This is a genomic window from Segeticoccus sp., assembly GCF_035708005.1.
In genome coordinates this window covers 1-25,576 of record NZ_DASSTI010000053.1, presented here as the reverse complement: position 1 = coordinate 25,576, position 25,576 = coordinate 1, and the positions used below count along the sequence as shown (strand labels likewise).

Annotated in this window: 19 protein-coding genes; 4 read left to right on the top strand and 15 right to left on the bottom strand. The window is 72.4% G+C overall.

Features of this window, described 5'->3' with window-relative positions; genetic code table 11:
• Positions 1–443, top strand: a 443-nt coding sequence (locus VFL99_RS05955) for an amidohydrolase family protein (protein WP_325105414.1), incomplete at its 5' end; no start/stop codon positions are given.
• 226 nt (positions 444–669) lie between these two features.
• Here the strand turns inward: VFL99_RS05955 and VFL99_RS05950 are convergent.
• Together VFL99_RS05950 and VFL99_RS05945 are read right to left on the bottom strand one after the other, a co-directional pair.
• A complete protein-coding gene (locus VFL99_RS05950) occupies positions 670–1,902 on the bottom strand; it encodes a transposase (RefSeq protein ID WP_325105413.1) in 1,233 nt (410 codons plus the stop codon).
• Between the two features lie 92 nt (positions 1,903–1,994).
• A complete protein-coding gene (locus VFL99_RS05945; RefSeq protein ID WP_325105412.1) occupies positions 1,995–3,443 on the bottom strand; it encodes an NAD-dependent malic enzyme in 1,449 nt (482 codons plus the stop codon).
• A gap of 142 nt (positions 3,444–3,585) precedes the next feature.
• Here VFL99_RS05945 and VFL99_RS05940 point away from each other — a divergent pair, with 142 nt between their 5' ends.
• A complete protein-coding gene (locus tag VFL99_RS05940; protein ID WP_325105411.1) occupies positions 3,586–4,353 on the top strand; it encodes an IclR family transcriptional regulator in 768 nt (255 codons plus the stop codon).
• Positions 4,354–4,362: 9 nt separating this feature from the next.
• On the opposite strand, the gene pepN is transcribed toward VFL99_RS05940, so the two are convergent.
• From pepN to VFL99_RS05875, 13 genes are all read right to left on the bottom strand, one after another.
• Positions 4,363–6,951, bottom strand: coding sequence for an aminopeptidase N (pepN, locus tag VFL99_RS05935; RefSeq protein ID WP_325105410.1), 2,589 nt, complete (start codon positions 6,949–6,951; stop codon positions 4,363–4,365).
• Positions 6,952–7,087: 136 nt separating this feature from the next.
• A complete protein-coding gene (gene htpX, locus VFL99_RS05930) occupies positions 7,088–7,969 on the bottom strand; it encodes a zinc metalloprotease HtpX (RefSeq protein WP_325105409.1) in 882 nt (293 codons plus the stop codon).
• A 118-nt stretch (positions 7,970–8,087) separates the two neighbouring features.
• Entirely contained in the window at positions 8,088–9,575 is a 1,488-nt protein-coding gene (locus VFL99_RS05925; RefSeq protein ID WP_325105408.1) for an NADH-quinone oxidoreductase subunit N, read from the bottom strand.
• Positions 9,572–11,170: a complex I subunit 4 family protein gene (locus VFL99_RS05920; RefSeq protein WP_325105407.1), complete on the bottom strand. Its 1,599-nt coding sequence runs from the start codon at positions 11,168–11,170 to the stop codon at positions 9,572–9,574. The genes VFL99_RS05925 and VFL99_RS05920 overlap by 4 nt, the downstream gene beginning before the upstream one ends.
• Positions 11,167–13,197, bottom strand: a complete 2,031-nt coding sequence (locus VFL99_RS05915) for an NADH-quinone oxidoreductase subunit 5 family protein (RefSeq protein ID WP_325105406.1) — start codon at positions 13,195–13,197, stop codon at positions 11,167–11,169. The genes VFL99_RS05920 and VFL99_RS05915 overlap by 4 nt, the downstream gene beginning before the upstream one ends.
• A complete protein-coding gene (nuoK, locus tag VFL99_RS05910; RefSeq protein WP_325105405.1) occupies positions 13,194–13,526 on the bottom strand; it encodes an NADH-quinone oxidoreductase subunit NuoK in 333 nt (110 codons plus the stop codon). Before nuoK ends, VFL99_RS05915 begins: the two co-directional genes overlap by 4 nt.
• On the bottom strand, positions 13,523–14,149 hold the full coding sequence (locus VFL99_RS05905) for an NADH-quinone oxidoreductase subunit J family protein (RefSeq protein WP_325105404.1): 627 nt from the start codon (positions 14,147–14,149) through the stop codon (positions 13,523–13,525). Before VFL99_RS05905 ends, nuoK begins: the two co-directional genes overlap by 4 nt.
• The gene (locus VFL99_RS05900) at positions 14,146–14,697 is read right to left on the bottom strand and encodes a NuoI/complex I 23 kDa subunit family protein (RefSeq protein ID WP_325105403.1); all 552 of its coding nucleotides are present in this window, start codon (positions 14,695–14,697) and stop codon (positions 14,146–14,148) included. Before VFL99_RS05900 ends, VFL99_RS05905 begins: the two co-directional genes overlap by 4 nt.
• Positions 14,698–14,709: 12 nt before the next feature.
• Positions 14,710–15,672, bottom strand: coding sequence for a complex I subunit 1/NuoH family protein (locus tag VFL99_RS05895; RefSeq protein WP_325105402.1), 963 nt, complete (start codon positions 15,670–15,672; stop codon positions 14,710–14,712).
• Positions 15,669–16,259: an NADH-quinone oxidoreductase subunit C gene (locus VFL99_RS05890; protein ID WP_325105401.1), complete on the bottom strand. Its 591-nt coding sequence runs from the start codon at positions 16,257–16,259 to the stop codon at positions 15,669–15,671. The genes VFL99_RS05895 and VFL99_RS05890 overlap by 4 nt, the downstream gene beginning before the upstream one ends.
• Complete coding sequence (locus tag VFL99_RS05885; protein ID WP_325105400.1) at positions 16,256–16,915, bottom strand: NADH-quinone oxidoreductase subunit B; 660 nt, start codon at positions 16,913–16,915, stop codon at positions 16,256–16,258. Before VFL99_RS05885 ends, VFL99_RS05890 begins: the two co-directional genes overlap by 4 nt.
• Complete coding sequence (locus VFL99_RS05880) at positions 16,915–17,274, bottom strand: NADH-quinone oxidoreductase subunit A (protein WP_325105399.1); 360 nt, start codon at positions 17,272–17,274, stop codon at positions 16,915–16,917. The genes VFL99_RS05885 and VFL99_RS05880 overlap by 1 nt, the downstream gene beginning before the upstream one ends.
• 45 nt (positions 17,275–17,319) lie before the next feature.
• Complete coding sequence (locus VFL99_RS05875; protein WP_325105398.1) at positions 17,320–22,833, bottom strand: ATP-binding protein; 5,514 nt, start codon at positions 22,831–22,833, stop codon at positions 17,320–17,322.
• Positions 22,834–23,203: 370 nt separating this feature from the next.
• Between VFL99_RS05875 and VFL99_RS05870 the strand changes: the two genes are divergently transcribed.
• Together VFL99_RS05870 and VFL99_RS05865 are read left to right on the top strand one after the other, a co-directional pair.
• Positions 23,204–25,066, top strand: a complete 1,863-nt coding sequence (locus VFL99_RS05870; protein WP_325105397.1) for a 2-oxoacid:acceptor oxidoreductase subunit alpha — start codon at positions 23,204–23,206, stop codon at positions 25,064–25,066.
• A partial coding sequence (locus VFL99_RS05865) for a thiamine pyrophosphate-dependent enzyme (RefSeq protein WP_325105396.1) occupies positions 25,063–25,576 on the top strand: 514 nt, incomplete at its 3' end. The genes VFL99_RS05870 and VFL99_RS05865, both read left to right, overlap by 4 nt.

Genomic DNA, 25,576 nt, shown 5'->3' with positions numbered 1-25,576 from the left:
CGTTCATGTCGCGGATCGTCTTCGACGGAGTCTTCGACCGCCACCCCGACCTCAAGATCCTCACCCACCACGGCGGCGGGATGACGCCGCACTTCGCCGGCCGCATCGGCGGCGGCATGGACCAGCTCGGCGCGCGCACCCCCGAGGACCAGCGCGCCGACGTCGAGACGTCGATCAAGGGCCGCCCGTACGACTACTTCAAGAAGTTCTACGTCGACACGGCGATGATGGACGCGCCGCACGCGCTCGACTGCGTGATCGACTTCTACGGCGTCGACCACGTCCTGTTCGCCTCCGACTCGCCGTTCGACCCCGAGAAGGGGCCGGGCTACATCCGGGCGACGATCGCGAACATCGAGGAGATCGACATCTCCGACGACGACCGCCAGGCGATCTACGAGGGCAACGCGCGGCGCCTGCTGGCGCTGCCCGCGGCGGTCTAGCTTTCGCGTCGGCGGTCAAGGGCGGTGGTGGCCGTGGGTTATCGGCGCGACCGGTGATCGCGGTGTTTGCGGGGATCGGCGTGTGGGCGTCCGGGCGGCCGCTTGGGGTCGGCAGGCTGATTAGGCGCCGTCGTGCGGCAGGCTTTCGTGTGCGCCGTTAGGAAGCGGCTGCGCGGGCGGGCGGCAAGCTAGGTTGCGCCGTCGTGCGGCATAGCTAATGGCGCCGTCACCGCCCGCGCCGCCTGGTGCGAGCGTAACGCTGATCGTCGTAGGGCTGTTGGGTGTGAAGCAGTCGCCAGCAGAGCCGGCAGGCGTGGCGGGCCAGCGCGACGCGGGCCTGGATGGGCCGGAAGCCGCGGGCGCGGTATTCGGCGTCGCGGGCGCGGAAGGCGGGCGCGTTGAGCGATAGGCCCCAGGCGATGCCCATGAGGGCGTTGCGATGTTCGGGCAGGCCTTGGCGGCTGATCCGTCCGCGGCGGGTGATCGTCGAGGACTGGTAGGTCGCGGTGGCCAGACCGGTTGCTGAGTAGAGGTGCTCGGGCGTTGGCCAGCGCTCGATCGGCAGGGTGTAGGCGCTGAACTCGCAGGCCCGGACGGTCGCGACGCCCGGCAGGGTCGTCAGGACCTGGCCGGCGGTCGCTGCGAGCAGCTGCTCGAGTTGGCGCTCGCTCAGCGCGATGTCGGCCTGCAGCTGCTGCCAGCGACGCAGATCGCGGGCCAGTCGCTCGGCGCGCAGCCGGGCGTCGGCGGGTGGGTCGAGCAGCCGCTTCCAGCGCGAGGACCAAAACTCGGCCGTCGCCGCGGTCATCCGGCCGGGCGCCCTGGCTCGCAGCGAGCGTGCGCTGGGTGCCCGACCGGCGAACGCTGCGGCGCAGGCCAGCACCGCCTGACCGGTCGGCGTCTCGAGTTTGAGCGCTCGGCCATGGCCTGGAGGCGCCGAGAGCCCCGGACACAGCGCGTTGAGCTGATCGTGGAGGCGCTGCTGGAGCGTCTTGCGCGCATCGACGAGCTGCGCGCGATGACGAACGACCCCAAGCATCGCCGCGACGCCGTCGGGCTCGGCCGGGCGACCCGCGCCCTGGCGCAACAGCCAGACCAGCGCCGCGCAGTCACGGTCGTCGGTCTTGAACCGCCGCGTGCCCAACTGACCGCGGGCCGCGGTGGTCTCCGACGGTGCGAAGAGTCGTAGCGACCCCGGCCAGCGCCGCTCGATCTCCGCGGCCCATGCCCGATGCAACGCGCCGGTCGCCTCGATCCCGATCACCGGCCGACCCTCGACGCCGGCACGATCGATGAGCCGCGCGAGCTCCTCGACGCCCTCGCGCAGCACCGGCAGCGTCACCGGCTCGCCGATCAAGCCACGCTCGCCGGTCGTCAACCACACGCGATTGAACGCCTTGCCCGGATCGACCGCGACAACAAGAGAACTAGCCGGCACCTCTCGACGCAACAGGTCCAAGGAAGCCTCCCTCGATCAAAGACACAAAAGAGAAAGACCCTCCCCGACACCGCCCGAGAAGGGTCGCCCTCAAGCCGGTCTTTGCGGACCTATCAGCTCCGCAGGCGCTCGGCGTCGGCGGCGGCGAAGCCCAGCTCGTCGCCCGCGGACGCCGTGCCCTCGGCCTGCGCGCTGCTCGCGACCGCGGCGGCGACGGCGTCGGCCACGTCGCGGTTGAAGACCGAGGGGATGATGTACTCCTCGCGCAGCTCGTCGTCGCCGACGATCGCGGCGATCGCGCGCGCGGCCGCCATCTTCATGCCCTCGGTGATGCTCCGCGCCCGGGCGTCGAGCGCGCCGCGGAAGACGCCGGGGAAGCAGAGCACGTTGTTGATCTGGTTCGGGTAGTCCGAGCGGCCGGTCGCCACGACGGCGGCGTGCTCGCCCGCCGCCACCGGGTCGACCTCCGGGTCGGGGTTGGCGAGGGCGAAGACGATCGCGTCCTTGGCCATGGTGGCGATGTCGTCCCCGGTCAGCAGGTTCGGCCCGGAGACCCCGATGAAGACGTCGGCGCCGGCCAGGACCTCCGCCAACGAGCCGGTCTCGTCCTGCGCGTTCGTGTGGTCGGCGATCCACTGGCGGTCGGGGTCCATGCCCTCCCGGCCGCGGTGCACGGCGCCCTTGCGGTCGCAGGCGACGATCTGGTTGACACCCTCGGCCTGCAACAGCTCGATGATGGCGTGCCCGGCAGCACCCACGCCACTGACCACCACACGGATGTCCGCCATCTTCTTGCCCACGACGCGGAGCGCGTTGGTGAGGGCAGCGAGCACGACGATGGCGGTGCCGTGCTGGTCGTCGTGGAAGACCGGGATGTCGAGCTCCTCCTGCAGCCGTCGCTCGATCTCGAAGCAGCGCGGAGCTGCGATGTCCTCCAGGTTGATGCCACCGTAGACCGGCGCCAGCGCCTTGACGATCTCGATGATCTTCTCGGTGTCCTGGGTGTCGAGGCAGACCGGCCAGGCGTCGACGTCGGCGAACTGCTTGAACAGCGCGGCCTTGCCCTCCATCACCGGCAGCGCGGCGGCGGCGCCGATGTTGCCGAGTCCGAGCACGGCGGAGCCGTCGGTGACCACCGCGACGGTGTTGCGCTTGATGGTGAGCCGGCGGACGTCCTCGGGGTGCTCGGCGATGGCCAGGCAGACCCGGGCGACGCCGGGGGTGTAGGCGCGAGAGAGGTCGTCGCGGTGCTTCATCGGCACCTTGGGGGTCACGGAGAGCTTGCCGCCCAGGTGCAGCAGGAAGGTCCGGTCGCTCACCTTGCGCACGGCCACGCCGGGCACGTCGGCCAGTGCCTGCCGGATGGTGTCGGCGTGCCCCGCGTCGGAGGCGTCGCAGGTGACGTCCACGACCAGGCGGTCGGCGTGGGACTCCACGACGTCCAGCGCGGTGACGGCGCCTCCGGCCGAGCTGACGGCGGCGACGAGGCCGCTCGTCGCGGTGGCCGACGAGGGCGCGTCGCAACGGACGGTGATGGCGTATCCGGGGCTCGGTGTGGGCATCGGCCGACCTCTCAGGAGACTATTTTCGCATGGCGGAGACTATTATCTGTCCTATGGAAGATCAACCCCTCGCGGACTCTCCGCGCGGTCGCTCCGTGGTATTACTCTTTCGGTTCACGGAAGTTTTGTGAAGGAGTCAGGGATGTCCCCGCAGCAGAGCAGCCCCGACCGACGGTCGGGCGGCGTCCAGTCGGTCGAACGTGCCTTCACACTCCTGGAGACGATGGCCGAGCACGGCGGCAAGATGGGTCTGTCCCAGCTGGCGGCCGAGTCCGGTCTGCCGCTGCCCACCATCCACCGGCTGGTGCGCACGCTGGTCGACCTGGGCTACCTCTGGCAGGACGCGACCCGGCAGTACGCGCTCGGCCCGCGCCTCATCCGGCTCGGGGAGCGCGCGTCCGGCATGCTGACCGTCTTCGCCCGTCCGCACCTCGAGAGCCTGGTCAACGACCTCGGCGAGTCGGCCAACCTGGCCATGCTCGACGGCGACCAGATCGTCTACGTCGCCCAGGCCCAGTCGCGCCGCTCGATGCGCATGTTCACCGAGGTCGGCCGCCGCGTGCTGCCGCACTGCACCGCCGTGGGCAAGGCGATCATGGCGCACATGCCGCCGGAGCAGGTCCGCGAGATCCTCGAGCGGACCGGGATGCCCAAGAACACCGAGAACACCATCACCGACCCCGACGAGTTCGCCAAGGCCCTGGTCTGGGCCGACGAGCACGGCTACGCCATGGACGAGGGCGAGCAGGAGCTCGGTGTGCGCTGTGTCGCCGTGGCGGTCCCGGGCGCCAACAGTCGGCTCGCCCTGTCCGTCTCGGGCCCGGCCACGCGGATGACCGAGGAGGTCGTGGAACGGGCCGTGCCACTCCTGGGCGCCGCCGGCGCCGCCCTCGCCGAGGAGCTCGTCTGACCCTCTGATCTAGGGACTCTCCCCCAGATCTAGGGGGCTTCCCCGCCGATCTCGGGAGATTTCTCCCGAGATCGGCGGGAAAGCCCCTAGATCGGCAAGGTTCTCGACCCCCGAGAAGCGCTCGCGGGACCGGAGCGCCTCGCGCAGCAGCGCCTCCTCGTCCACCATCGAGCGGCGCACCGACGGGCCGAGGTCGCCGCGGCGCAACGCCTCCTCCGTGGCGTCGACCGTCGCCTGCTCCACGATCGGCGACGGGTAGGCCGCCGTGGCGACCCGCTCCAGCGCGTCCTCACCGACCCGCCCCTGCATCGCCGGCACGTCGGTGAAGTAGCGCGCAACGTAGGGCCGGACCACCTCGAGGTCCCGGGCTCGCCAGAATCCGGCCGCGAGCGCGTTCATCTCGTAGTTCGACCGGCCGTGCTCGCCAGTGAGTTCCTCCCAGGCCCATGCCTTGGCCTCCGCGGTGGGGCGGGCGGCCTTCGCCCGCAGCGCCCCGAGGTTGCCGGTCATGGTGCGGTCCTGCGCCAGCACCTCGTCGATGCCGGCCGCGTCGATGAGCCCGCGGAAAGCCAGGGTCCGCACCGCGATCCACCGGAAGTCGTTGTCGCCGGCGAGCCCCTCCGGAAGGTCGCGACCGGCGGCCCAGCCGGACAGCAGGTTCTCGTCGTCGCTGGTCGCGGCGAGCAGCCGTGTGGCGACGAGCGCCTGGGTGGAGCCGGGGTCAGCCCGGTCGAGCAGCTCACGGGCGGACCGGGCCAGCACCTGCCGCGCACCCTCCTGCTCCGGCGGCGGCAGCACGTTCACCAGCACGTGTGCGGCGTAGTCCGAGACCCGGGTGAGGATCGAGGAGTTGGCCTCCCGCGGCCAGGCGGCACCGAACAGCCGCACCGCCTCGCGCGGGTCGATCTCGGCCTGGGCGACCCCGTCGAACACCGCATTCCAGACCACGGCCCGGGCCCCGACGTCGGGGACCAGGGCGAGCTCCTCGGGCAGCGCCGCGAGCGTCACCGCGGAGAGCTTCACGTCGGCCCAGCTCAGGTCCGAGGCGTTGGGCACGACGATCCGGGCCGCAGGGGCGCCGGCGAGCTCGGCCACCTCGGTCTCGGCGTCGTCGAGGGTGACCGGCCGTCGGTACACCTCCCGCCCGCCACTGAAACCGGCCACGTCCAGCGCGTGCGGACGGGCCGCGGGGAACTGCGGCGGGGTGGCCCGGTGGGCCACCGCCCGGAGCACCTGCCCGTCGGACTCCTCCACGGCGAGGTGCAGCGCGTCCCGCCCGGCCGTGCCGAGCCACGCCCGGGACCAGTCGGTGAGGTCCTCCCCGCTGGCCCGCTCCATCGCGGCGAGGAAGTCGGCGAGGGCGGCGTTGCCGAACTCGTGCCGCCGCAGGTAGTCCGAGACGCCCGCGATGAACGCCTCGTCCCCGATCCACGCGATGAGCTGCCGCAGCACGGCCGCGCCCTTGGCGTAGGAGATCCCGTCGAAGTTCTGCAGCGCACTGGCCGCGTCCGGAGCGGGAGAGCCGGCAACCGGGTGCGTCGACGGCATACGCTCTGCGGCGTAACCCCATGTCTTGCGGGCCATCGCGCTGTCCACCCAGGCGTCGGTGAACTCGGTGGCGTCCACGAGCGTGCGGTGCGACATGTACTCGGCGAACGACTCGTTGAGCCACAGGTCGTCCCACCACTGCATCGTCACGAGGTCGCCGAACCACATGTGGGCCATCTCGTGGGCGATGGTGTTGGAGCGAGTGAGGACCTCGTCGTAGGTGGCGGCACCGCGGAAGACGTACTGGTCGCGCAGGACGACGCAGCCTGGGTTCTCCATCGCGCCGGCGTTGAACTCGGGGACGAAGACCTGGTGGTACTCGCCGAACGGGTACCGGATGCCGAAGAGCCGGTGGTAGTAGTCGAACGACGCCTTGGTGACCTCGAGCATCTGTGGAGCCTGCCGCTCCAGTGGGCCCCGCAGCGAGGCACGCGCATGGATGCCGAGCGGGATGCCGTCGTGCTCGTCGCGCACGCTGACGTAGGGCCCGGCGCAGACGGTGACGAAGTAGGTCGCGAGCGGCTTCGTGGTCGCCAGCCGCCAGCGCCCGGGCTCGACCTGCTGCGCGGCGCCGTTGCCGAGCACGACCCAGTCGGCCGGCGCCGTGACGGTGACGTCGAAGGGCGCCTTGAGGTCGGGCTGGTCGAAGCAGGCGAACACCCGCGGCGCCGCGTCGAGGAACACGTGGCCGTAGACGTAGGCCCTGCCGTCGGCGGAGTCCACCGCCCGGTGCAGCCCCTGCCCGTCCCGGCTGAACCGCATGGTCGCCCGCACGACGACCTCGTTGTCCTCGTCGAGGTCGGCCAGCTCGACCCGGTTGTCGGCGACGGTGGCGGGGTCGACCGACCTGCCGTTGAGCGCGATCTCGTGCACCTGCTGTGCCGCAACGTCCAGGAAGGTCGCGGCCCCCGGCCGGGTGCACGTGAACCGCACCCGGCTGGTCGACTCGAAGGTCGTCTCGTCCCGGTCCAGGTCGAGGTCGACCTCGTATGCCGTCACAGCGATGAGTGCGGCCCTCGCCTCGGCCTCCGCGCGCGTCAGGTTCGCCATGCGGACACCCTGTCAGACGCGGCGGGGACGGCGAAGGCTCACCCGGAACGGAAGTTGCTGGTGGTGGGGGACTCGGGGACCGCCAACCACCAGCAATCCCCCGCGAGCGGGAGGTACCCCCAAAGGGGTCCGGCGCTCAGTAGCCGCGGTAGCCCGTGGCCATCTCCTCCAGCCGCGCAATCCGCTCGGCGGTCGGCGGGTGGGTGGAGAACAGCTTCGAGACGTCCTGGGCCCGGAAGGGATTGGCGATCATCATGTGGCTGGCGTTCTGCAGGGCGGGCGTGGGCGCCAGCGGCGCACGGGCGATGCCCTGCTCGAGCTTGCGCAGCGCTGACGCGAGCGCCAGCGGGTCACCGGTGAGCGTGGAGCCGTCCTCGTCGGCGTCGTACTCGCGGGTCCGGCTGATGGCCATCTGGATCAGCGTCGCGGCCAACGGCGCGAGCAGCGCCATCGCCAACATCGCGATCGGGTTGGGGCGGTCGTCGTCGCTGCCCCCGCCGAAGCCGCCGAACATGCCGAACCACATGAGCATGTGCGCGACGCTGGTGATCACCCCGGCGATCGCGGCCGCCACGGACGAGGTGAGGATGTCGCGGTTGTAGACGTGCATGAGCTCGTGCCCGAGCACCCCGCGCAGCTCCCGCTCGTCGAGCAGCCCCAGGATCCCCTCGGTGGCGCAGACGGCCGCGTGCTCGGGGTTGCGCCCGGTGGCGAAGGCGTTCGGCGCCTGGGTCGGCGACACGTAGAGCCGCGGCATCGGCTTGCCGGCCTTGGTCGAGAGCTCGCGCACGATGCGGTACATCGCCGGCGCCTGGGCCTCGCTCACCGGGTAGGCGTGCATCGCCTTGATCGCGATCTTGTCGCTGTTCCAGTAGCCCCAGGCGGTCATGCCGACGCCGAACAGCGCGAACAGCCAGATGTAGCGGCCTCCTGCCACCACCGCGCCGATCACGAGCAGCAGTCCGAAGATCCCGCCGAGGAGGGCAGCGGTCTTCAGGCCGTTGAAGTGCTTGTGCATGTCCAGTGAACGCCGCAGGTCAGCGCGGTGTTCCGGCGCGAGAGGCGGCCGCCGGGCATCGCGCACGCCCGCGTCTGGCCCACGCCCCGTGCGACCGGACACGGCTCACCCGAGGGCCTCAGGAGACGAGGCCGAAGACCAGCTGGGGCGCGAGGCTGGTGACGACCAGGGTCACGAACGCCAGCACCACCGCGACGAGGTGGGCCGGGTGCCAGTCGCGCCAAGCGGCCAAGGGCGCACCGACGACCGCCGGGTCGGGGTCCGGCCGCTGCAGCACGACCCGGAGCCACCGCAGGTAGACCGCGACCCCGATCACGGCGTTCACCGCGGCGACCACCGCGAGCACCCACAGCTGCCCGGCCACCACCGGCCGCAGCGCAACCACCTTGGCCACCAGCCCGAGGACGCCGGGCGGCAGCCCCGCGAGCGACAGCAGCGCGAGGCCGAGCGCGGCCCCCATGAGCGGGTGCCGCCGCAGCAACCCGCGGTATGCCCGGAGCTCGCGCAGGTGCCCGAGCCCGCCCACGTGCCCCAGGGCGGCGACGACCGCGAACGCGAGGACCGTGGCCACGAGGTAGGCGAGCAGGTAGCCGCCGGCGGCCCGGACCGCGAGCGAGGACACGGCGGCCAGGGGCAGCACGACCCAGCCGGCCTGGGCGACCGTGGACCAGGCGAGCAGCCGGATGACGTCGTCCTGCCGCAGCGCCATGACGTTGCCGACGGTCATCGACAACCCGGCCACGATGGCGATCGCGGTGAGCGCCGGCGCCCCGAGCGCGGTGACCGCGTGGAGGAACACCAGCAGGGCGGCGAGCGCGGCCACCTTGGAGGTGGCGGCCAGGAAGGTCGCGATCGACACCGGCGCGCCGACGTAGGCCTCCGGCGTCCAGGCGTGGAACGGGGCGAGGGAGAGCTTGAAGCCGATGCCGCCGACGACGAGGACCACGGCGAGGACGAGCACCGCGCGCCGGGCCGGGTCCTGCGCGGCGGCGAGCGCCGCGGAGGCGTCGAGGAAGGGGCTGCCGGAGGCGGCGTACCAGCAGCCGGCGGCCATCGCGAGGACCGCGAAGGAGGTCAGCGAGGTGGTCAGCAGCGCCATCGCGCCGTCGACCGCCCGGCGGCCGCGGCGCAGCGCCACGAGGGCGACGGTCGGGAGGGTGGCCAGCTCGAGGGCGACCAGCCAGCTGCCGAGGTCGTGGGCCGCGGCGATCGCGGTGGCTCCCCCGGTGGCGGCCAGCAGCAGGCTGACCACGACCGCCTCGTGGCCGCGCTCGGTACGCCGGTGCTCCGGCCAGGCCAGCAGCACGGTGACGAAGGCGGTCACGAGCGCCGCGAGCTGCAGCCCGGCGGCCACGGCACCGGCCTGGTAGAGGCACTGCCCTCCCCCGCCGGGCAGGCACAGCGTCGACCGGGAGTCACCGGGCTGCTGCGCCAGACCCGGGACGGTGGCGGCAGTGCCGACCGCCAGCGCGAGCAGGGCGATGGCCGAGTGGACCCAGCGCAGTCGGGGCAGCAGGACGTCGAGCAGCAGCAGCGCGAACGCCCCGATCACGGGGGCCAGCACCGGCAGCAGGACCATCGGGTCCACCGACACCAGACCGGTCACGATGCCGCACCCCCTCGCGGGTCTCGGGAGTCTCCCGCCGATCTCGGGACTTCCCGGGCGGGAAGTCCCGAGATCGGCGGGAGACTCCCGAGATCGGCAGGTGTGGAGACGCCGGCACGGTGCACGATCTCGGCCACCACGGGCGCGGTGCTGTCGAGCACGGCCCGGGGCCAGACCCCGAGCGCGGCCACGGTCAGCGTGAGCACCCCGACCACCCAGCGCTCCACCCCGCTGACGTCGGGAACCGCCGGCTCGAGCCGGTCCCCGGCCCACACCACGCGGAGCACCCGCAGCGCGTAGCCGGCCGCGAGCGCCGTGCCGATCACCGCGACGACGGCGTAGGCGTGGAACAGCCCGACGGGACGGTCGGCGGCGGGTGACCACGCGGCATACATCGCCAGCCACTCCCCCCAGAAGGTGACCAGCCCGGGCAGCCCGAGGGCGGCGGCGAACCCGATGACCAGGGACAGGCCCATCCGCGGGGACACCTCGCGCAACGCGGCGCGGGCGACGCCGAGGTCGGCGCTGCCCCACCGCTCCTTGAGTCCGCCGACGACGAAGAACAGCAGGGCCGAGACGACGCCGTGCGCGATGTTCGCGAAGAGCGCGGCCTGCAGGCCGGTGTCGGTGCCGCTGGCGATGCCGAGCACGACGAAGCCCATGTGCGCCACGGAGGAGTAGGCCACGAGCCACTTCAGGTCGCGCTCGACGAGGCAGGCCAGACCTCCCCAGATGATCCCGATGACGGCGGCGCCGCCGAGGTAGGGCGCGAGGACGCCGAGCCCGTGCGGCAGCGGCGCCGCGACGAGCCGGACGATGCCGTAGGTGCCCATCTTGAGCAGGACCGCCGCGAGCAGCACCGAGCCGCCGGTGGGGGCGATGGTGTGCGCCGGGGGCAGCCAGGTGTGGACCGGCCACAGGGGCACCTTGATGCCCAGGCCGACGAGCAGGATGGCGGCGACGATCGCCTGCGTGGTGGGCGACAGACCCGCCCCACCGCTGGCGGCGAGCCGGTCGAGGTCGGCGGTGCCGGCGGCGTTGACCAGCGCGAGGATGCCGATGAGCATCAGCGTCGAGCCGAGGACGGTGTAGAGCAGGAACCGGCCCGCCGCATCCGACCGCGCCGCCGCGTCCCTGGGGTCGCCGAACCGGTTGATGAGGATCCACATCGGGATCAGCACGGTCTCGAAGGCGATGAAGAACAGCACCGCGTCACGGGTGAGGAAGGTGCCGAGGGCGCCGAGCTCGACGAGCAGCAGGCAGCCGTAGAAGGTGCCGGGGGTGCCGCCGGTCGGCAGGTGCCGGCGGGCGTGCGCGACGACGGCGACGCCGAGTCCGGCGGTGAGGAGGACGAGCGGGGCGCTGATCCCGTCGACGGCGAAGTGCCACCGCAGCCCGAGCGTGGGGACCCACGGCTGGTCGACCACCGGCTGCTGGACGACGTCCCACACGGTCAGCACCAGCGTCACCACCGACGCGACCAGCGCGACGAGCTGGGCGGTGAGCGGGCGGGCGGCGACCGGGGCGCGGTCGCCGAGGATCAGTGCGGTCCCGGCGACGGCCGGCACGGCGAGGGTGAGGGCGAGCAGGATCACCAGAGCCGCACCCCCACCGCCGCGACGCCGAGGACGCCGACGAGCACCCAGACGAGGTTGGTGGACGGGCGGCGCCGGTGCGTCTGCTCCCCGAGGGCCCCGGCCACCTTGGTGGCGGCGGCGCTCCCGCGCACGTAGGCGTCGATGACGTCCCGGTCGAGGGCGACCACCCAGCGGGCCAGCCCGAGCACCGGGCGGGCGACCAGCGCGAGGTAGGCGGTGTCCGCGCCCCACCCTCGGTCGAAGGCCGAGCGCACCCGCGCACCGGCGCGCCGCATCGCGTCGCTCTCCACCGCCTGCGGGGACACCGCCCGCACGCCGAAGGCCGCCCCGGCCATGAGCAGCAGCGAGCAGCCGACCAGCCACGGGTTGACGTGCCAGTCCACGGTCACGAAGGGCGTGAGGATGACCAGCCCACCGACCACGGTCAGCCACTTCAGGACGGACACGCTCAACCACGCCGGGGTGTCGATGTGGCGCTCCTCCATCGCCTCCTCCTCCGGGTCGGGGACGAAGGTGCGGGTGTCGAACATCTCGACCAGGCCGACGTCCTGCGGGTGGTGGGACTCCCGCTCCACCTGCCGCTCCTCGATCCACTCCTCGGGCGTGCGGTGGGTCAGGACCATCCAGGCCCGCATGCAGTAGGCCGCCGTGAGCGGGACGGTGACCAGCAGCGCACCGAGGACCAGCCACCCGGCGGTGTTCCCCCCGCCGACGATGCCGTGCTCGGCGGACCCGATGACCAGCTCCTTGGACACGAACCCGAAGAACGGCGGCACGCCGGTCAGCGCGAGGAAGCCCACGGCGAGCGGGCTGCGCAGCTCACGGAAGTGCTGCACCCCGCCGGTGAGGGCCGCGGCCGTCGTGCCGCCGGCGAGCACGCTGAGCCACCCGATCCCCAGGAACAGCAGCGCCTTGAACATCGCGTGCGAGACCAGGTGCAGCACACCGGTGTCCGGGCCGGCCGCGGCCGGGGCGACCGCGAGCGCGGACAGCATGATCGCGACCTGGCTCACCGTGGACCACGCGAGCATCCGCTTCAGGTCGCTCTGGCCGAAGGCGAGGATCGCCGAGCCCACCATGGTGAGGGCGGCCACCGCCGCCAGCACCAGGCGGGCCGGGCCGGACTGGACGAAGATCGGGAACAGCCGGGCGATGACGTAGGTGCCGGCCGCGACCATCGTGGCGGCGTGGATGAGCGCCGACGCCGGTGTCGGGCCCTCCATCGCGTCGGGCAGCCAGTCCTGGAACGGGAACTGCGCCGACTTGCCGGCGATGCCGGACAGCAGGCAGATCATCGCCGCGGTGGCCAGCGCGCCCTGGGTCGCACCGGCCCCGGAGGTCCAGTGCCGCAGCACGGCCGGGATCGAGGTGGTGCCGGCCCCGACCGCGAGGATGATCAGGCCGATGACGAAGGCCAGGTCACCGATCCGCGTCACCAGGAAGGCCTTGTATGCCGCGCGCCTGGCTTCCGCTCGCCGGCTGTCGTGGCCGATGAGCAGCCAGGAGCACCAGCCCATCAGCTCCCAGCCGATGAGCAGCAGGACCAGGTCGCCGGTCTGGACCACCAGGAGCATGCCGGCGAGGAAGAGGGAGACGCCGGCGGCGAACTGCGGGTAGCGCGGGTCGGCGGCGAGGTACCACGTGGTGAACCCCTGGACGGCGAGGCCGACGACCGCGACCGCCACCGCCACGAGCGCGCTGAGGTGGTCCGAGAGGAGGTTCAGCGGGAGCCGCAGCGCCCCGACGGGCAGCGGCCCGACGGTGCCCGAGGTCGCCTCCACGTGGTCGGTGACGACCTGCACGACCTGCCATGCCGAGGCGCCGAGGGTGACGAACCCGCCGAGCACGGCGACGGTGGCGGCGAGGCGGCGGTGCCCCCGCCCCCACCAGAGCCCGAGCAGGCACGCGACAGCCGGGGTGAGCACGAGCAGCTGCGCTGGGGACAGGTGCAGGTGCGGCCAGTGCAGCGGCAGGGGCGGCAGGGCGAGGGTGGCGAGGGCGGGCACGCCGGTGAGGGACGTCATACCTGCTCCTGCACCTCCTCCGGCTCCTCCTGTGCGGCGCGCTCGGTCAGGTCGATGGAGCCGCGGGCCCGGAACATCGCGAGCACGAGGGCGAGCGCGATCCCGACCTCGGCGGCGGCGACGGTGATGACGAACAACGTGAGCACCTGGCCCGACCACAACGGGTCGTGGAAGGTGGCGCCCATCGTGACGAGCAGCAGGTTCGCGGCGTTGAGCAGCAGCTCGACCCCGATGAGCATGAGCACGGCGTTGCGGCGGGCGATGATGCCGTAGACGCCGGCCCCGGCGAGGACGGCGACGAGCAGGATCGGTCCGGCGACGTGGATCACGGGCGGCTCCCCGCGTCGGACATCGCCGGCTCCGGGTCCGCTCCGGAGCCGGAGCCCTCGACTGCCCGCGGATCCGCCTCGGGCCGCGTGGAGCTGACCGTCGGCTCGGCAGTGGACGCTCCCACACGGGTGCGCATGCGGGCCATCGCCAGCGCGGCCACCAAGGACACCAGGAGCAGGACGGACAGCAGCTCGAACGGCCAGACCCACACGCCGAACAGCGCCCGCGCGATGCCGTGCGTGCCGCCCTCGCGCACCGTGGCGAGGTGCCCGCCGAAGGCCGGCAGCAGCACGCCCGCGAGCAGGGCGACCGTGCCGGCACCGACCGCGGCGGAGGCGATCCGCTGCGCGAGACCGGTGTCGTGGTGGACGCTCGGACCGATCGGGGCGCGGGTGAGCATGAGGGCGAACAGGACGAGCACCACGATCGCACCGACGTAGACGAGCAGCTGCACCAGCGCGACGAGCTCGGCGCCCAGCACGAGGTAGCACCCGGCGAGCGCCCCGAGGGTCAGCACCAGCCAGAGCGCGGAGTGCACCAGGTGCCGCGTGGTGACTGCGAGCACGGCACTGCCGGCGGCGATCACCCCGAGGACGGTGAACAGCACGTCGAGGGTGGTCACGAGCGCCTCACCCGGGGGGCAGCTCCCTTGCGCGCCGGGCGGTTCGCCGCGGCGAGCTCGTTCGGCTCGGCGGAGTTGTCGGCCAGCGCGGGCGGCTCCGGCACCGTCTCCATCCACTGCCCGAGGCGCTCCTTCTCGTGGAGCATGTCGCGGATGTCGGTCTCGGCGTACTCGAACTCCGGGCTCCAGAACAGCGCGTCGAACGGGCACACCTCGACGCAGATCCCGCAGTACATGCACAGCGAGTAGTCGATCGCGAACCGGTCGAGCACGTTGCGCTGCCGGTCCCGTCCGCCTTCCGGCCCGGCCGGAACCGTCTCCTTGTGCGAGTCGATGTAGATGCACCAGTCCGGGCACTCACGGGCGCACAGCATGCAGACGGTGCAGTTCTCCGCCAGCAGGGCGATCACGCCCCGGGAGCGGGGCGGCAGGTCCGGCTCGACGGACGGGTACTCGCCGGTGTGCGCCGGTGTCACCATCGTCCGTGCGGTCGTGGCGAGCCCCTTGAGCACCCCCGGTATGCCGGAGTGCTTCGGTTCGTCGGTCATCGTCACCTCACCTCAGGACGGGACGACCGCCACGACGGCGGCCGTCAGGACGAGCTGGGCCAGGGCCAGCGGGACGAGGACGAGCCAGGCGAAGCGCTGCAGCTGGTCCTCGCGCAACCGCGGCCACGCCACGCGGAACCAGATGATCACCACCGAGACCACCGCCGCCTTGAGCAGCGTCCAGAGCGGGCCCAACGCGCCGTCGAGGACACCGATCCGCCAGCCGCCGAGGAACAGCACCGTGAACAGCAGCGAGAACACGACGATCCCGGCGTACTCGGCCAGCAGGAAGAACGCGAAGCGCAGCCCGGTGTACTCGGTGTAGGGACCGAACACGATCTCGGAGTCGGCCACCGGCATGTCGAAGGGCACCCGCTGCAGCTCGGCGATCGCCGCCGCGAGGAAGCACAGCGCTCCCGGCGCCTGCCAGAACAGCCACCACCAGTGCCACTGGCCCACGATCCCGGTCAGCGACAGGGTGCCCGCGGCCAGGGCGACCGACGCGGCGGCGAGCACCATCGGCAGCTCGTAGCTGAGCAGCTGGGCGCCGGCACGCATCGCGCCCAGCAGGGAGTACTTGTTGGCGCTGGACCACCCGGCCATCAGCGTCCCGAGGATGCCGACCGCGATCGCGGCCAGGACGAACAGCAGAGCATCGGGCACCGGGGCGGCGACCACGGCCGCGGACCAGGGGATCGCTGCCAGCGCCACCAGGTAGGGCACGAGCGCGACCAGCGGCGCGAGGCGGAAGACGCCCTTGTCCGAGGCACGCGGGGTGATGTCCTCCTTCTGCGCGAACTTCACCCCGTCGGCGACGAGCTGCGCCCAGCCGTGGAAGCCGCCGGCATACATCGGTCCCAGCCGGCCCTGCATGTGCGCCATCACCTTGTGCTCGGTCTGCCCGACGAGCAGCGGCAGCACGAGGAAGGCCACCAGCACCCCGATCGTGCGCAGCACGATCTCGACGCCGCTCATCGGGGGCCCCACTCCGGGTCGGGGACGCCGGGCGGCAGCAGCTTGCGGCGGCTCGGCGCGCGCCGGGAGTGCTCCCCCTCCCCCGGCTCCTTGGCACCGGGCCACGGCTTGCTGGCGCGGGCGGCCAGCACGAAGGACTTGCGCAGCGGGGTGCCCTCGAAACCGTGCGGCAGCAGCAGCGGCCGCAGCCCCTGCCCGGTGCCGTCGTCGAAGCCGGTGAAGTCCAGGCCGAACATCTCGTGGGTCTCGCGCTCGTGCCAGGCGGCGCCCCGGAACAGGTCGGTCACGCTCCCCACCGCGGTGCCCTCGGGCACCCGGGTGCGCAGCAGGGTGTGCCGCAGCTCCCGCCCCTCCCCGAGCGGCACCGAGCTCGTCGCCATCAGGTGGCAGACGACGTCCAGGCCGGCGACCGCGTCCTCGCCCGTGACGTCGGTCTGGTCGACCGCCGTCAGCCAGTCGAAGTAGTCGAAGCCCTCCTGCCGTGCGGCGGCGAGCGCGTCGTGCCACTGGGAGACGGGGATCTCCCGGCACGGCGTGCCGGCAGCGTCCGCGGTCACGTGGCCCGCGTCGACCTGTGCCCCGCTCACCAGACGTCACCGGGCCGGTGCGGGGGCCGGGGACGGGCCACCTTGGGCCGGGTGACCGTCGAGGCGAGGGCAGGTCCGCTGGCGCGCCCCCGGCGCAGCGCCGGCGCCACCCGCGAGGGGCGCGACTTCTGCGGCAGCGACTCCCCGGCGATCTTCTCCTGCAGCTTCACGATCCCCTGCAGCAACGCCTCCGGCCGAGGCGGACAACCGGGGACGTAGACGTCGACCGGGATGATCTGGTCGACGCCCTTGGTCACGCAGTAGGAGTCCCAGTACGGACCGCCGCTGTTGGAGCAGGCGCCGAAGGAGATCACGTACTTCGGCTCGGGTATCTGCTCGTAGAGGCGGCGCACGGCCGGGGCCATCTTGTCGGTGACCGTCCCGGAGACCACCATCAGGTCCGCCTGTCGCGGCCCGGGGGCGAACGGGATCACGCCGAGCCGGATGAAGTCGTGGCGGGCCATCGACGCCGCGATGAACTCGATGGCGCAGCAAGCCAGCCCGAAGTTGAACACCCACAGGCTGTAGCGACGCCCCCAGTTGAGCACCACCTTGATCGGCCGCGGCGCGAAGGCGGCCAGGGCACCGGCACCGCGGTGGTCGAGCGGGTCTGCGGCCGGGGGCCCGATGCGGGGCGTCGGCAGGTCGACGGTCATCAGCTCCACCTCAGCAGACCACGTCGCCAGGCGTGCGCGAGACCGATGAGCAGGACGCCGACGAAGATCGCCATCTCGACCACCGAGGCGACGCCGAGGTCGACGCTGCGGATCACCGTCGCCCACGGGAAGAGGTAGACCGCGTCCACCGCGAAGATCACGTAGAGGAACGCGTAGACGAAGTAGCGCACCTGCGTCTGGGCCCAGTCCACCCCCACCGGGTCGACACCGGACTCGTAGGTGCTGAGCTTCCCGCGGGTCGGCACGTGCGGCGCCAGCAGCCGACGCGCACCCATGCCGGCGACGAACAGCAGCACGCCGGCGACGACGCACGCACCGACGACTGCGTACCACTCCATGCCGGGGAGCCTAGTAAACCCAGCCGCGAACCACCCGAATGCGGCTCACCCCCGCCGGTCGGCCTCGAGGACGGCGACGATCTTCGGGCGCAGCTCCGAGGCGGCGATCACCTCGTCGACCGACCCGACCTCCACGGCCCGGTGGATGTTGTGGACCCGGTCGAACTCGGCCGCGACCTCGCCGATCTTCTCGGCCCGCACACTGGTCCGCAGCTCCTCGAGCTCTGCGGTCAGGCGCACCCGGTCGCTGCCGGAGGCGCTGTCGAGCCGCCCCTCCAGCTCGGCGACGCGCGGGTCGCGTGCCGTGCGGGCGTCGACGTCGCGGGAGAACACGACCGCCGCCGCCGGCGCACCCCCGAGCACCGAGGCGAACGAGCCCGCGACGGCCAGCACCGTCATCCGCGGGTTGAGGGCCTTGGAGAACACGACGAACGCCCCACCGTGGTAGCGGGAGACCACGACGAACACGATCGGCCCGTCGAAGTTGACGATGGCCCGGCCGATCTCGGCGCCGTACTCCAGCTGCAGGTTGCGCATGGAGTCCGGGGACCCGTCGAAGCCGGACAGGTTCGCCAGCACCACCACCGGCCGGTCGCCGGAGGCGGCGTTGATCGCGCGTGCCGCCTTCTTCGACGACCGGGGGAAGAGCGTCCCCGCGGTGTAGGTGTCCGGGCCGTCCGAGGGCGGGAAGCCCCGGCGTGGCACGGCCCGTGACTCGATGCCGAGCAGGCACACCGGCAGGCCACCGAGGTGGGCGTCCCAGACGACGGCCGTCTCGGCGTCGGCCATCCCGGCCCACCGCTCGAGCGTCTCGTGGTCCTGGTCGACGACGGCCCGCATGAGGGTGCGGATGTCGAACGGCTTCTTGCGGTCGGGGTTGGTGCTCGGGGAGAAGATGTCCCCGACCGTCGCGAAGTCACTGCCCTCGACCACGTGCGGGTAGGCGGTGACGTCCCGGTCCACCGGGTCGGTCGTGGGCAGTCGCCGGGGTGCCGACTCGCCGGGTGCCACGTAGCAGTGCTCGTAGTGCGCCATGACGACGTCGCGGGCGCCCGCGAGGTCCGGCGCCCAGTACTGCGCCTGGCCGTTCGGGCCCATGATGCGGTCGTAACCGCCGATGCCGTGGTTGTCCTCGGCGCTCACGCCACCGGAGAAGTCGAGCGACTGCTTGCCGGTGAGCACCATGGCACTGTCCGGGGTCATCACGAGGATGCCCTTGGTGTGCATGAGCATCGTCGCCTCGGCGTTCCAGTAGGGCTGGGCGCCCACGTTGATCCCGGCCACGACGATGTTGATCTCCCCGCCGGCCTGGGTGAACTCGACGATCCGCTTCAGCGCCCGCGCGACCCAGTCCATGTTCTCGGTACCGGAGTCCATCGCGATGCGCGCACCGGCCGAGAGGGCGTACCACTCGACGGGAACGGCCAGCTCGTCGGCGAGGTCGATCGCGGCGATGACCCGCGCGCACTCCGGCTCGGAGAGGGCGCCCAGGGACTTGGTGGGGTCCCCGCAGAGGAGGACGCGCGTGACGCCCTCCGGGTGCAGGTCGGTCGGCGTCGAGACCACCCCGACGATGATTCCCGCCTTGTTGTGGCCGTACGGCCGGTCCACCGGGACGAGGCGCCCGGAGTCGTCCAGGTCGTACTCCGTCGTGCGGCCCCCGCGTCCGGCGACGAACGCGGCCAGTTCGTAGGGGTAGACCACGCCGCGCCGCCGCGCCCGCTGGACCTTCTCGGCATACTCGTCCAGGGGGGCGAGGGGAGCGGTCGGCGGGCCCTCCAGGGAGGTCTCGATGCCGGAGCCGGGCTGGGCCGTGAACCGGGCGACGACCTGCCGGACCGTGCCGTCCGCACCGGCGACCCGGCCCTGGACCGCGACCTCCTCCACGGCGGCGCCGGCGGCGAGGGGCGCGATCCGGCTCTGCAGGGCGGTCAGCTGCTCGAGCGGCGCGTCCACCACCGGCCACAGCTGCACCCACACGAGGTTGGCGTCGAGCCGGCCGGCGCTGGCGCGCAACGCCGCCCGCCCGCGGCGGATGGCCTCCAGGCAGTTCGCGACCGCCCGCTCGACGTGCGGCAGCGAGGCGACCTTGCCCTCCTCGTCGCGGACGACGGTGACCTGCCGGACCTGCATCATGGCGACCAGCCGCTGGTCGGAGGGGTTGCCCTTGGCGGTGCAGTGGTAGAGCAGCACGTCCTCGGGCGCGGCGAGACGCTCGACGTCGAAGTTGCTCAGCCGCCACAGGTTCAGGCGGCGGCCGACCATGGGGTGCATGCCGCGCACCAGCCGGTCCTCGTGCGGGCTGCCGTCGCTGTCACCGGGCCGGAAGGTGAAGTACCCGACCGCTCCCGGGCGTCCGGTGCACACGGCGACGGCGACCCGGCGGGCGTCCCGTGCGAGGGCGAGACCCGCGAGCCGGCCGGCGAGGTCGGCCGCGGCCCGCTCCGGGTCCTCCGGCGCGTCCGGCCAGGAGAGGTAGAGGTCCACGACCCCCTCCTGGCCCTCGGCGCGCCGGCCCAGCTGCTCCTCGACCTGGCGCACCAGGTCGCTGCCGGCCGCCAGCTCGGCCACCTGCCCGATGGTCGACACCAGGTGGGTGTCCCGGTCGTCCAGGACGTAGTCGGCCAGCGCGAACGGCCGCCCGGTCACGGACTCCTCCCGCACCCCGCGCAGCGAGTGCTCGCGGTAGTGCCGCCGGATGAGCACCTCCAGCATCGGCTCGTTGTCGGGGACGCCGGCGACGAGCCGCTCGCACAGGAAGCCCGCGATCCGCTCGGGGATGCTGGCCAGGGCCTCGATCCGGGCCGAGCGGTCCGCGACGTCGGGCTGGGCGGCCAGCGCGGCGAGCTGGGCCCGGGCCTCGGCGAGCACCCCCGCCCGCTCCGCGTCGACCGCGGGCTGGTCGAACCACGCGAACCGCACGCTGCGCGCCAGGTCGGCCAGCACCGGGAAGCGGCGCTGGGCGGCGCGGGCGAGCAGGTCGAGGGTCTCGCGGCAGGCGTCGGCCACGTCCGGAGCCGGTGCCGGTTCCCGGCTCCACCGCTCGAGGATGCCGGTGCCGATGGCCACGTCGGGCGCGGTGCGCTGCTGGGCGAGGAAGATCCTGAAGATCGCCTCCTCGAGCTCAGGCGTGCGGTCGAGGCTGTCCACGCCGTAGTGGCGCAACACCCGCAACAGCTTGGTGCGGAAGGACTCCGGCAGCTTCGCGCGCTCCGGGTCCAGGCTCTGCAGGTAGGTGTGGAAGTGCTCGCGCGGGCTGTGCACCGCCAGCTCGGTGTGGTCCTCCTCCGCCGCCGGCCGGTTGCGGCTCAGGTCGGAGAACTCGGCGAGCGCTCGGAGCAGGTCGATGGCGTCGGTGACGTGGTCACCCTCGGCGACCAGCTGGTCCCGGGCCGCGAGGAAGTCGGCCAGCGGTCCCCCGCCGTCGGTCTCGGCGATGTCGTAGCCGAGGAGGATCGCGGTCAGGTCGGCCTTGGCGGCCGAGAGCCGCTCCTCGTGAGACGGGCGGGCGCCGTCCGCGGTCGGCAGGCCCAGGTCCACGCTCTCGGTGGTGACCTCGCCGGCGTCCTGCTCGCCGGTCGGTTCCAGCCGCACGAGCGGTGCGCCGGTCTCCACCTGGCTGCCGGTGCTGGCGAAGATCTCGCGGACCGTCGCCGGGTAGGGCGCCGGCACGACCGTCTCCATCTTCATGCTCTCGAGCACGAGCACCGGCGTGCCGGCCTCGACCGTGCTGCCGACCGGCACCGGCGTGGCCACGACGAGGGCCGGCGCGGGGGACCGCAGCACGCCGCCCTCCTCGCGGGTCACCCGGTGCATGACCCCGTCGACCTCGACGAGGTGGACCGGGCCGTGCACGGCCGAGAGCACCCGGTGCGTCGCGCCGCCGACCGCGAGGCGGGCGGCGTAGCCGTCGAGGCGCTCGACGACGGCCTCGACCCTGGACCGGTCTCCCTCCGGGGTGACCACCGTCACGCGGAACCGGTCCGGGCCGACCTGCAGGACGGTCACGGCATACGTCGCCCCCCGCAGCTTGAGCTCGGTGGGCCGGCCGACGGTGTGCTGCACCTGGGGGCGCCCGCCGCGGGCGGTCTCCAGCAGGCGGGTGCGCTCGACGGCCTCGCCCTCCTCGTAGGCCTCGATGCCCGCCATCACCAGGGCGAGGCCGCTGTGCCGCGTGGACACGAGCCGGCCCTGGCCGCGCACCCGGTCGATCCAGCCGGTGTCGGCCGACCCGTCCACGACCTCCGGCTGGTCGAGCAGCTCGAGGATGAAGGACTTGTTCGTCGCCCCGCCGTCGATGATGACCTGGGTCTCGGCCATGGCGCGGCGCAGCCGGGCCATCGCCTCCTCGCGGGTGGCGCCGTAGGCGATCACCTTGGCGATCATTGAGTCGAAGTCGGCAGGGATGGTGTCGCCCTCGCCGACGCCGGTGTCCACGCGGATGCCGGGCCCCGCGGGCAGGACGAGCAGGTCGATGTGCCCCGGAGCCGGGGCGAAGTCGCGGTCGGGGTCCTCGGCGTTGAGCCGCGCCTCGACGGCGTGACCGGTCTCGGTCGGACGCTCCCCCACCAGGCGCCCGCCCGACGCGACGTGCAGCTGGAGCTTGACCAGGTCGGAGTCGGTGGTCACCTCGGTGATCGGGTGCTCGACCTGCAGCCGGGTGTTGACCTCGAGGAAGGCGAACGTGCCGTCGGCGGGCTGGAACAGGAACTCCACCGTGCCCGCCCCCGCATACCCCACGGCGAGGGCCAGCCGCTCGGCGCTGTCCTTGAGCAGCTGGGCCTGCTCGGCCGACATCACCGGCGAGGCCGACTCCTCGATCACCTTCTGGTTGCGCCGCTGGATCGAGCAGTCCCGCACCCCGATCGCCCAGGCGGTGCCCTGGCCGTCGCCGATCACCTGGACCTCGACGTGCCGAGCGCCGGTGACCAGCTTCTCCAGGAAGACGACACCGGAGCCGAACGCGCGCTGCGCCTCGTCCCGCGTCCGCTCGTAGGCGTCCGCCAGCTCGGCGTCCGAGCCGACCTTGCGGATGCCGCGGCCACCCCCGCCCGCGGTCGCCTTGAGCATGAGCGGGTAGCCGATCCGGGCCGCGACCTCGGTCGCCTCCTGCAGCGTGTCCACGCCTCCGCGGCTCCACGGGGCGACCGGAACGCCGACCTCCTCGGCGATCAGCTTGGAGCCGATCTTGTCGCCGAGCTTGCGCATCGCCTCGGGCCCCGGCCCGATGAAGGTGACGCCGATCCGTGCGCACAGGTCGGCGAAGCCGGGGTCCTCGGCGACGAAGCCCCAGCCGACCCAGGCCGCGTCGGCGCGGGTCTCGCGCAGCGCCCGCTCCAGGACCGCGTAGTCGAGGTAGGGCCGGTTCACGGCCGGTCCGAGGTTGTAGGCGTGGTCGGACTCGCGCACGAACATGGCCCGGCGCTCGCCCTCGGTGTGCAGCGCGATCGTCTCGATCCGCTGCCCACCCGGCCCGGCAGCCGCGTTCAGGTCGCGCACCGCGTGGATGAGCCGCATGGCCGCCTCACCGCGGTTGACGATGGCGATGCGCGAGAACATGCGGACGAACCTCCCGGTCGGCTGGACGACGTCGTGTGGCCGAGGTCGCAGACCTCGCCGTGGCGAGCCTCCCACCAAGGGGAGGTGACGCGCGAGTCACCTCGGCCGGCATACCCCTCGAGGGGAATAAACCCGGGTGATCCCGCGGAATTGTCCGGCGGCCCGGACCGTTGTACCGGCCGGACTCGGGGCACCGGGCGTGACGACCGTCTCGCTGGGTAGTCCTCGTAGGAGAACGACGGAGCGTGCCGCGTACGATGGAACACGTGCCTCGGAATGGTGCCCGGACGCCATACCGGGCACGCGTTGTGGCGCTGTCACCGGCGTTGCACGAGAAATCTTCCGACGGAAGCCTGGTGAGACCGGAAACATGAGTAGCAAGCCCGTTCGGCGGATCGACCAGGTGGTCATCCGGTTCGCGGGGGACTCCGGCGACGGCATGCAGCTCACGGGGACCCGGTTCACGTCCGAGACGGCGATCTTGGGCAACGACCTGTCGACGCTGCCCAACTTCCCGGCCGAGATCCGCGCGCCGCAGGGGACGCTGCCGGGGGTGTCGAGCTTCCAGCTGCAGTTCGCCGACCACCGCGTGCTGACCCCCGGGGACGCGCCGGACGTGCTCGTGGCGATGAACCCCGCGGCGCTCAAGGCCAACCTGCGCGACCTGCCCCGCGGCTCGATGCTCATCGTCAACACCGACGAGTTCACCAAGCGCAACCTGGGCAAGGTGGGCTACGAGACCAGCCCGCTCGAGGACGACTCCCTCGAGTCCTGGCACGTGCACCCGGTGGCGCTGACCTCGATCACCGTGGAGGCCCTGGCGAAGTTCGACCTGACGCGCAAGGAGAAGGAGCGCGCCAAGAACATGTTCGCCCTCGGGCTGCTGTCGTGGCTGTACACGCGCCCGATGGACGGCACCGAGACGTTCCTGAAGAACAAGTTCGGCGACGAGCCCGAGCTGCTCGAGGCCAACATCGCCGCGCTGCACGCGGGCTTCCACTACGGCGAGACCACCGAGGACTTCGCCGTCGCCTACGAGGTCGCCCCCGCTCGTATGCCGGAGGGCACCTACCGCAACATCACCGGCAACCTGGCGCTCGCCTACGGGCTCGTGTCCGCCTCGCACCGGTCGGGCCTGCCGCTCGTGCTGGGCAGCTACCCGATCACCCCGGCCTCGGACGTGCTGCACACCCTCTCCGGCCTCAAGCGCTACGGCGTCACCACCCTGCAGGCCGAGGACGAGATCGCCGGCGTCGGAGCCGCGCTCGGCGCGGCGTTCGGCGGGGCCATCGGCGTCACGACGACCTCGGGTCCGGGGCTCGCGCTGAAGTCGGAGACGATCGGCCTGGGCGTGGCGCTCGAGCTGCCGCTCGTGGTGGTCGACATCCAGCGCGGCGGCCCGTCCACCGGCCTGCCGACCAAGACCGAGCAGGCCGACCTGCTGCAGGCGATGTTCGGCCGCAACGGGGAGTCCCCCGTCGCGGTGCTCGCGCCGCGCTCCCCCGCCGACTGCTTCGACGCGGCGATGGAAGCGGTCCGCATCGCCACGGCATACCGCACCCCCGTGCTGCTGCTGTCCGACGGCTACCTGGCCAACGGCTCCGAGCCGTGGCGCATCCCCGACGTCGCGCACCTGCCCACCATCGACGTGGAGTTCGCCACCCAGCCGAACGGTGAGGACGCCAAGGGCAACCCGACGTTCCACCCGTTCCTGCGCGACCCCGAGACCCTCGCCCGGTCGTGGGCGGTCCCGGGGACCAAGGGCCTGGAGCACCGGGTGGGCGGACTCGAGAAGGCCGACGTCACCGGGCACATCAGCTACGACCCGGAGAACCACGACCGGATGGTGCGGTTGCGGCAGGGCAAGATTGACGCGATCGCCAAGACCATCCAGCCGCTGGAGGTCGACGACCCCACCGGCAACGCGGACGTGCTGGTGCTCGGCTGGGGCTCGACCTACGGCCCGATCGCCGCCGCGACCCGGCTGGTGCGCAATGCCGGCGGCACGGTCGCCCGTGCGCACCTGCGCCACCTCAACCCGCTGCCCGCCAACACCGGCGAGGTCCTGCGCTCCTACCGGCGCGTCATCGTGCCGGAGATGAACCTCGGCCAGCTCGCCCTGCTGCTGCGCGCGAAGTACCTCGTGGACGTCCGCAGCCACACGGCCGTGCGCGGCCTGCCCTTCACGGCGACCGAGATCGCCGACGTGCTCCGTCAGGAGGTCTCTGCGTGACCACAGACATCGGTATGCCGACCAGCTCGGCCGACCTGCTCACCGGCACCGCCGGTGTGCCGCAGCTCGGGGAGGACGACGCGAAGCTGACCAAGAAGGACTTCACCTCCGACCAGGAGGTGCGTTGGTGCCCGGGCTGTGGTGACTACGCCGTGCTCGCGGCCGTACAGGGATTCCTGCCCGAGCTGGGGCTGCGCCGGGAGAACATCGTCTTCATCTCCGGGATCGGCTGCTCCTCGCGCTTCCCGTACTACCTGAACACCTACGGGATGCACTCGATCCACGGTCGCGCGCCGGCGATCGCCACCGGTCTCGCGACGTCGCGCCCCGATCTGTCGGTCTGGGTCATCGGGGGCGACGGCGACCTGCTGTCGATCGGCGGCAACCACCTGCTCCACGCGCTGCGCCGCAACGTCAACCTCAAGATCCTGCTGTTCAACAACGAGATCTACGGGCTGACCAAGGGCCAGTACTCGCCCACCTCCCGGGTCGGGCAGGTCACCAAGTCGA

Bases quoted from the DNA above. Each gene is read 5' to 3' on its own strand.
- VFL99_RS05945 (WP_325105412.1), bottom strand. From the start codon at position 3,443: ATGCCCACACCGAGCCCCGGATACGCCATCACCGTCCGTTGCGACGCG.
- VFL99_RS05940 (WP_325105411.1), top strand. From the start codon at position 3,586: ATGTCCCCGCAGCAGAGCAGCCCCGACCGACGGTCGGGCGGCGTCCAG.
- pepN (WP_325105410.1), bottom strand. From the start codon at position 6,951: ATGGCGAACCTGACGCGCGCGGAGGCCGAGGCGAGGGCCGCACTCATC.
- htpX (WP_325105409.1), bottom strand. From the start codon at position 7,969: ATGCACAAGCACTTCAACGGCCTGAAGACCGCTGCCCTCCTCGGCGGG.
- VFL99_RS05915 (WP_325105406.1), bottom strand. From the start codon at position 13,197: ATGACGTCCCTCACCGGCGTGCCCGCCCTCGCCACCCTCGCCCTGCCG.
- VFL99_RS05900 (WP_325105403.1), bottom strand. From the start codon at position 14,697: ATGACCGACGAACCGAAGCACTCCGGCATACCGGGGGTGCTCAAGGGG.
- VFL99_RS05895 (WP_325105402.1), bottom strand. From the start codon at position 15,672: ATGAGCGGCGTCGAGATCGTGCTGCGCACGATCGGGGTGCTGGTGGCC.
- VFL99_RS05885 (WP_325105400.1), bottom strand. From the start codon at position 16,915: ATGACCGTCGACCTGCCGACGCCCCGCATCGGGCCCCCGGCCGCAGAC.
- VFL99_RS05880 (WP_325105399.1), bottom strand. From the start codon at position 17,274: ATGGAGTGGTACGCAGTCGTCGGTGCGTGCGTCGTCGCCGGCGTGCTG.
- VFL99_RS05875 (WP_325105398.1), bottom strand. From the start codon at position 22,833: ATGTTCTCGCGCATCGCCATCGTCAACCGCGGTGAGGCGGCCATGCGG.
- VFL99_RS05870 (WP_325105397.1), top strand. From the start codon at position 23,204: ATGAGTAGCAAGCCCGTTCGGCGGATCGACCAGGTGGTCATCCGGTTC.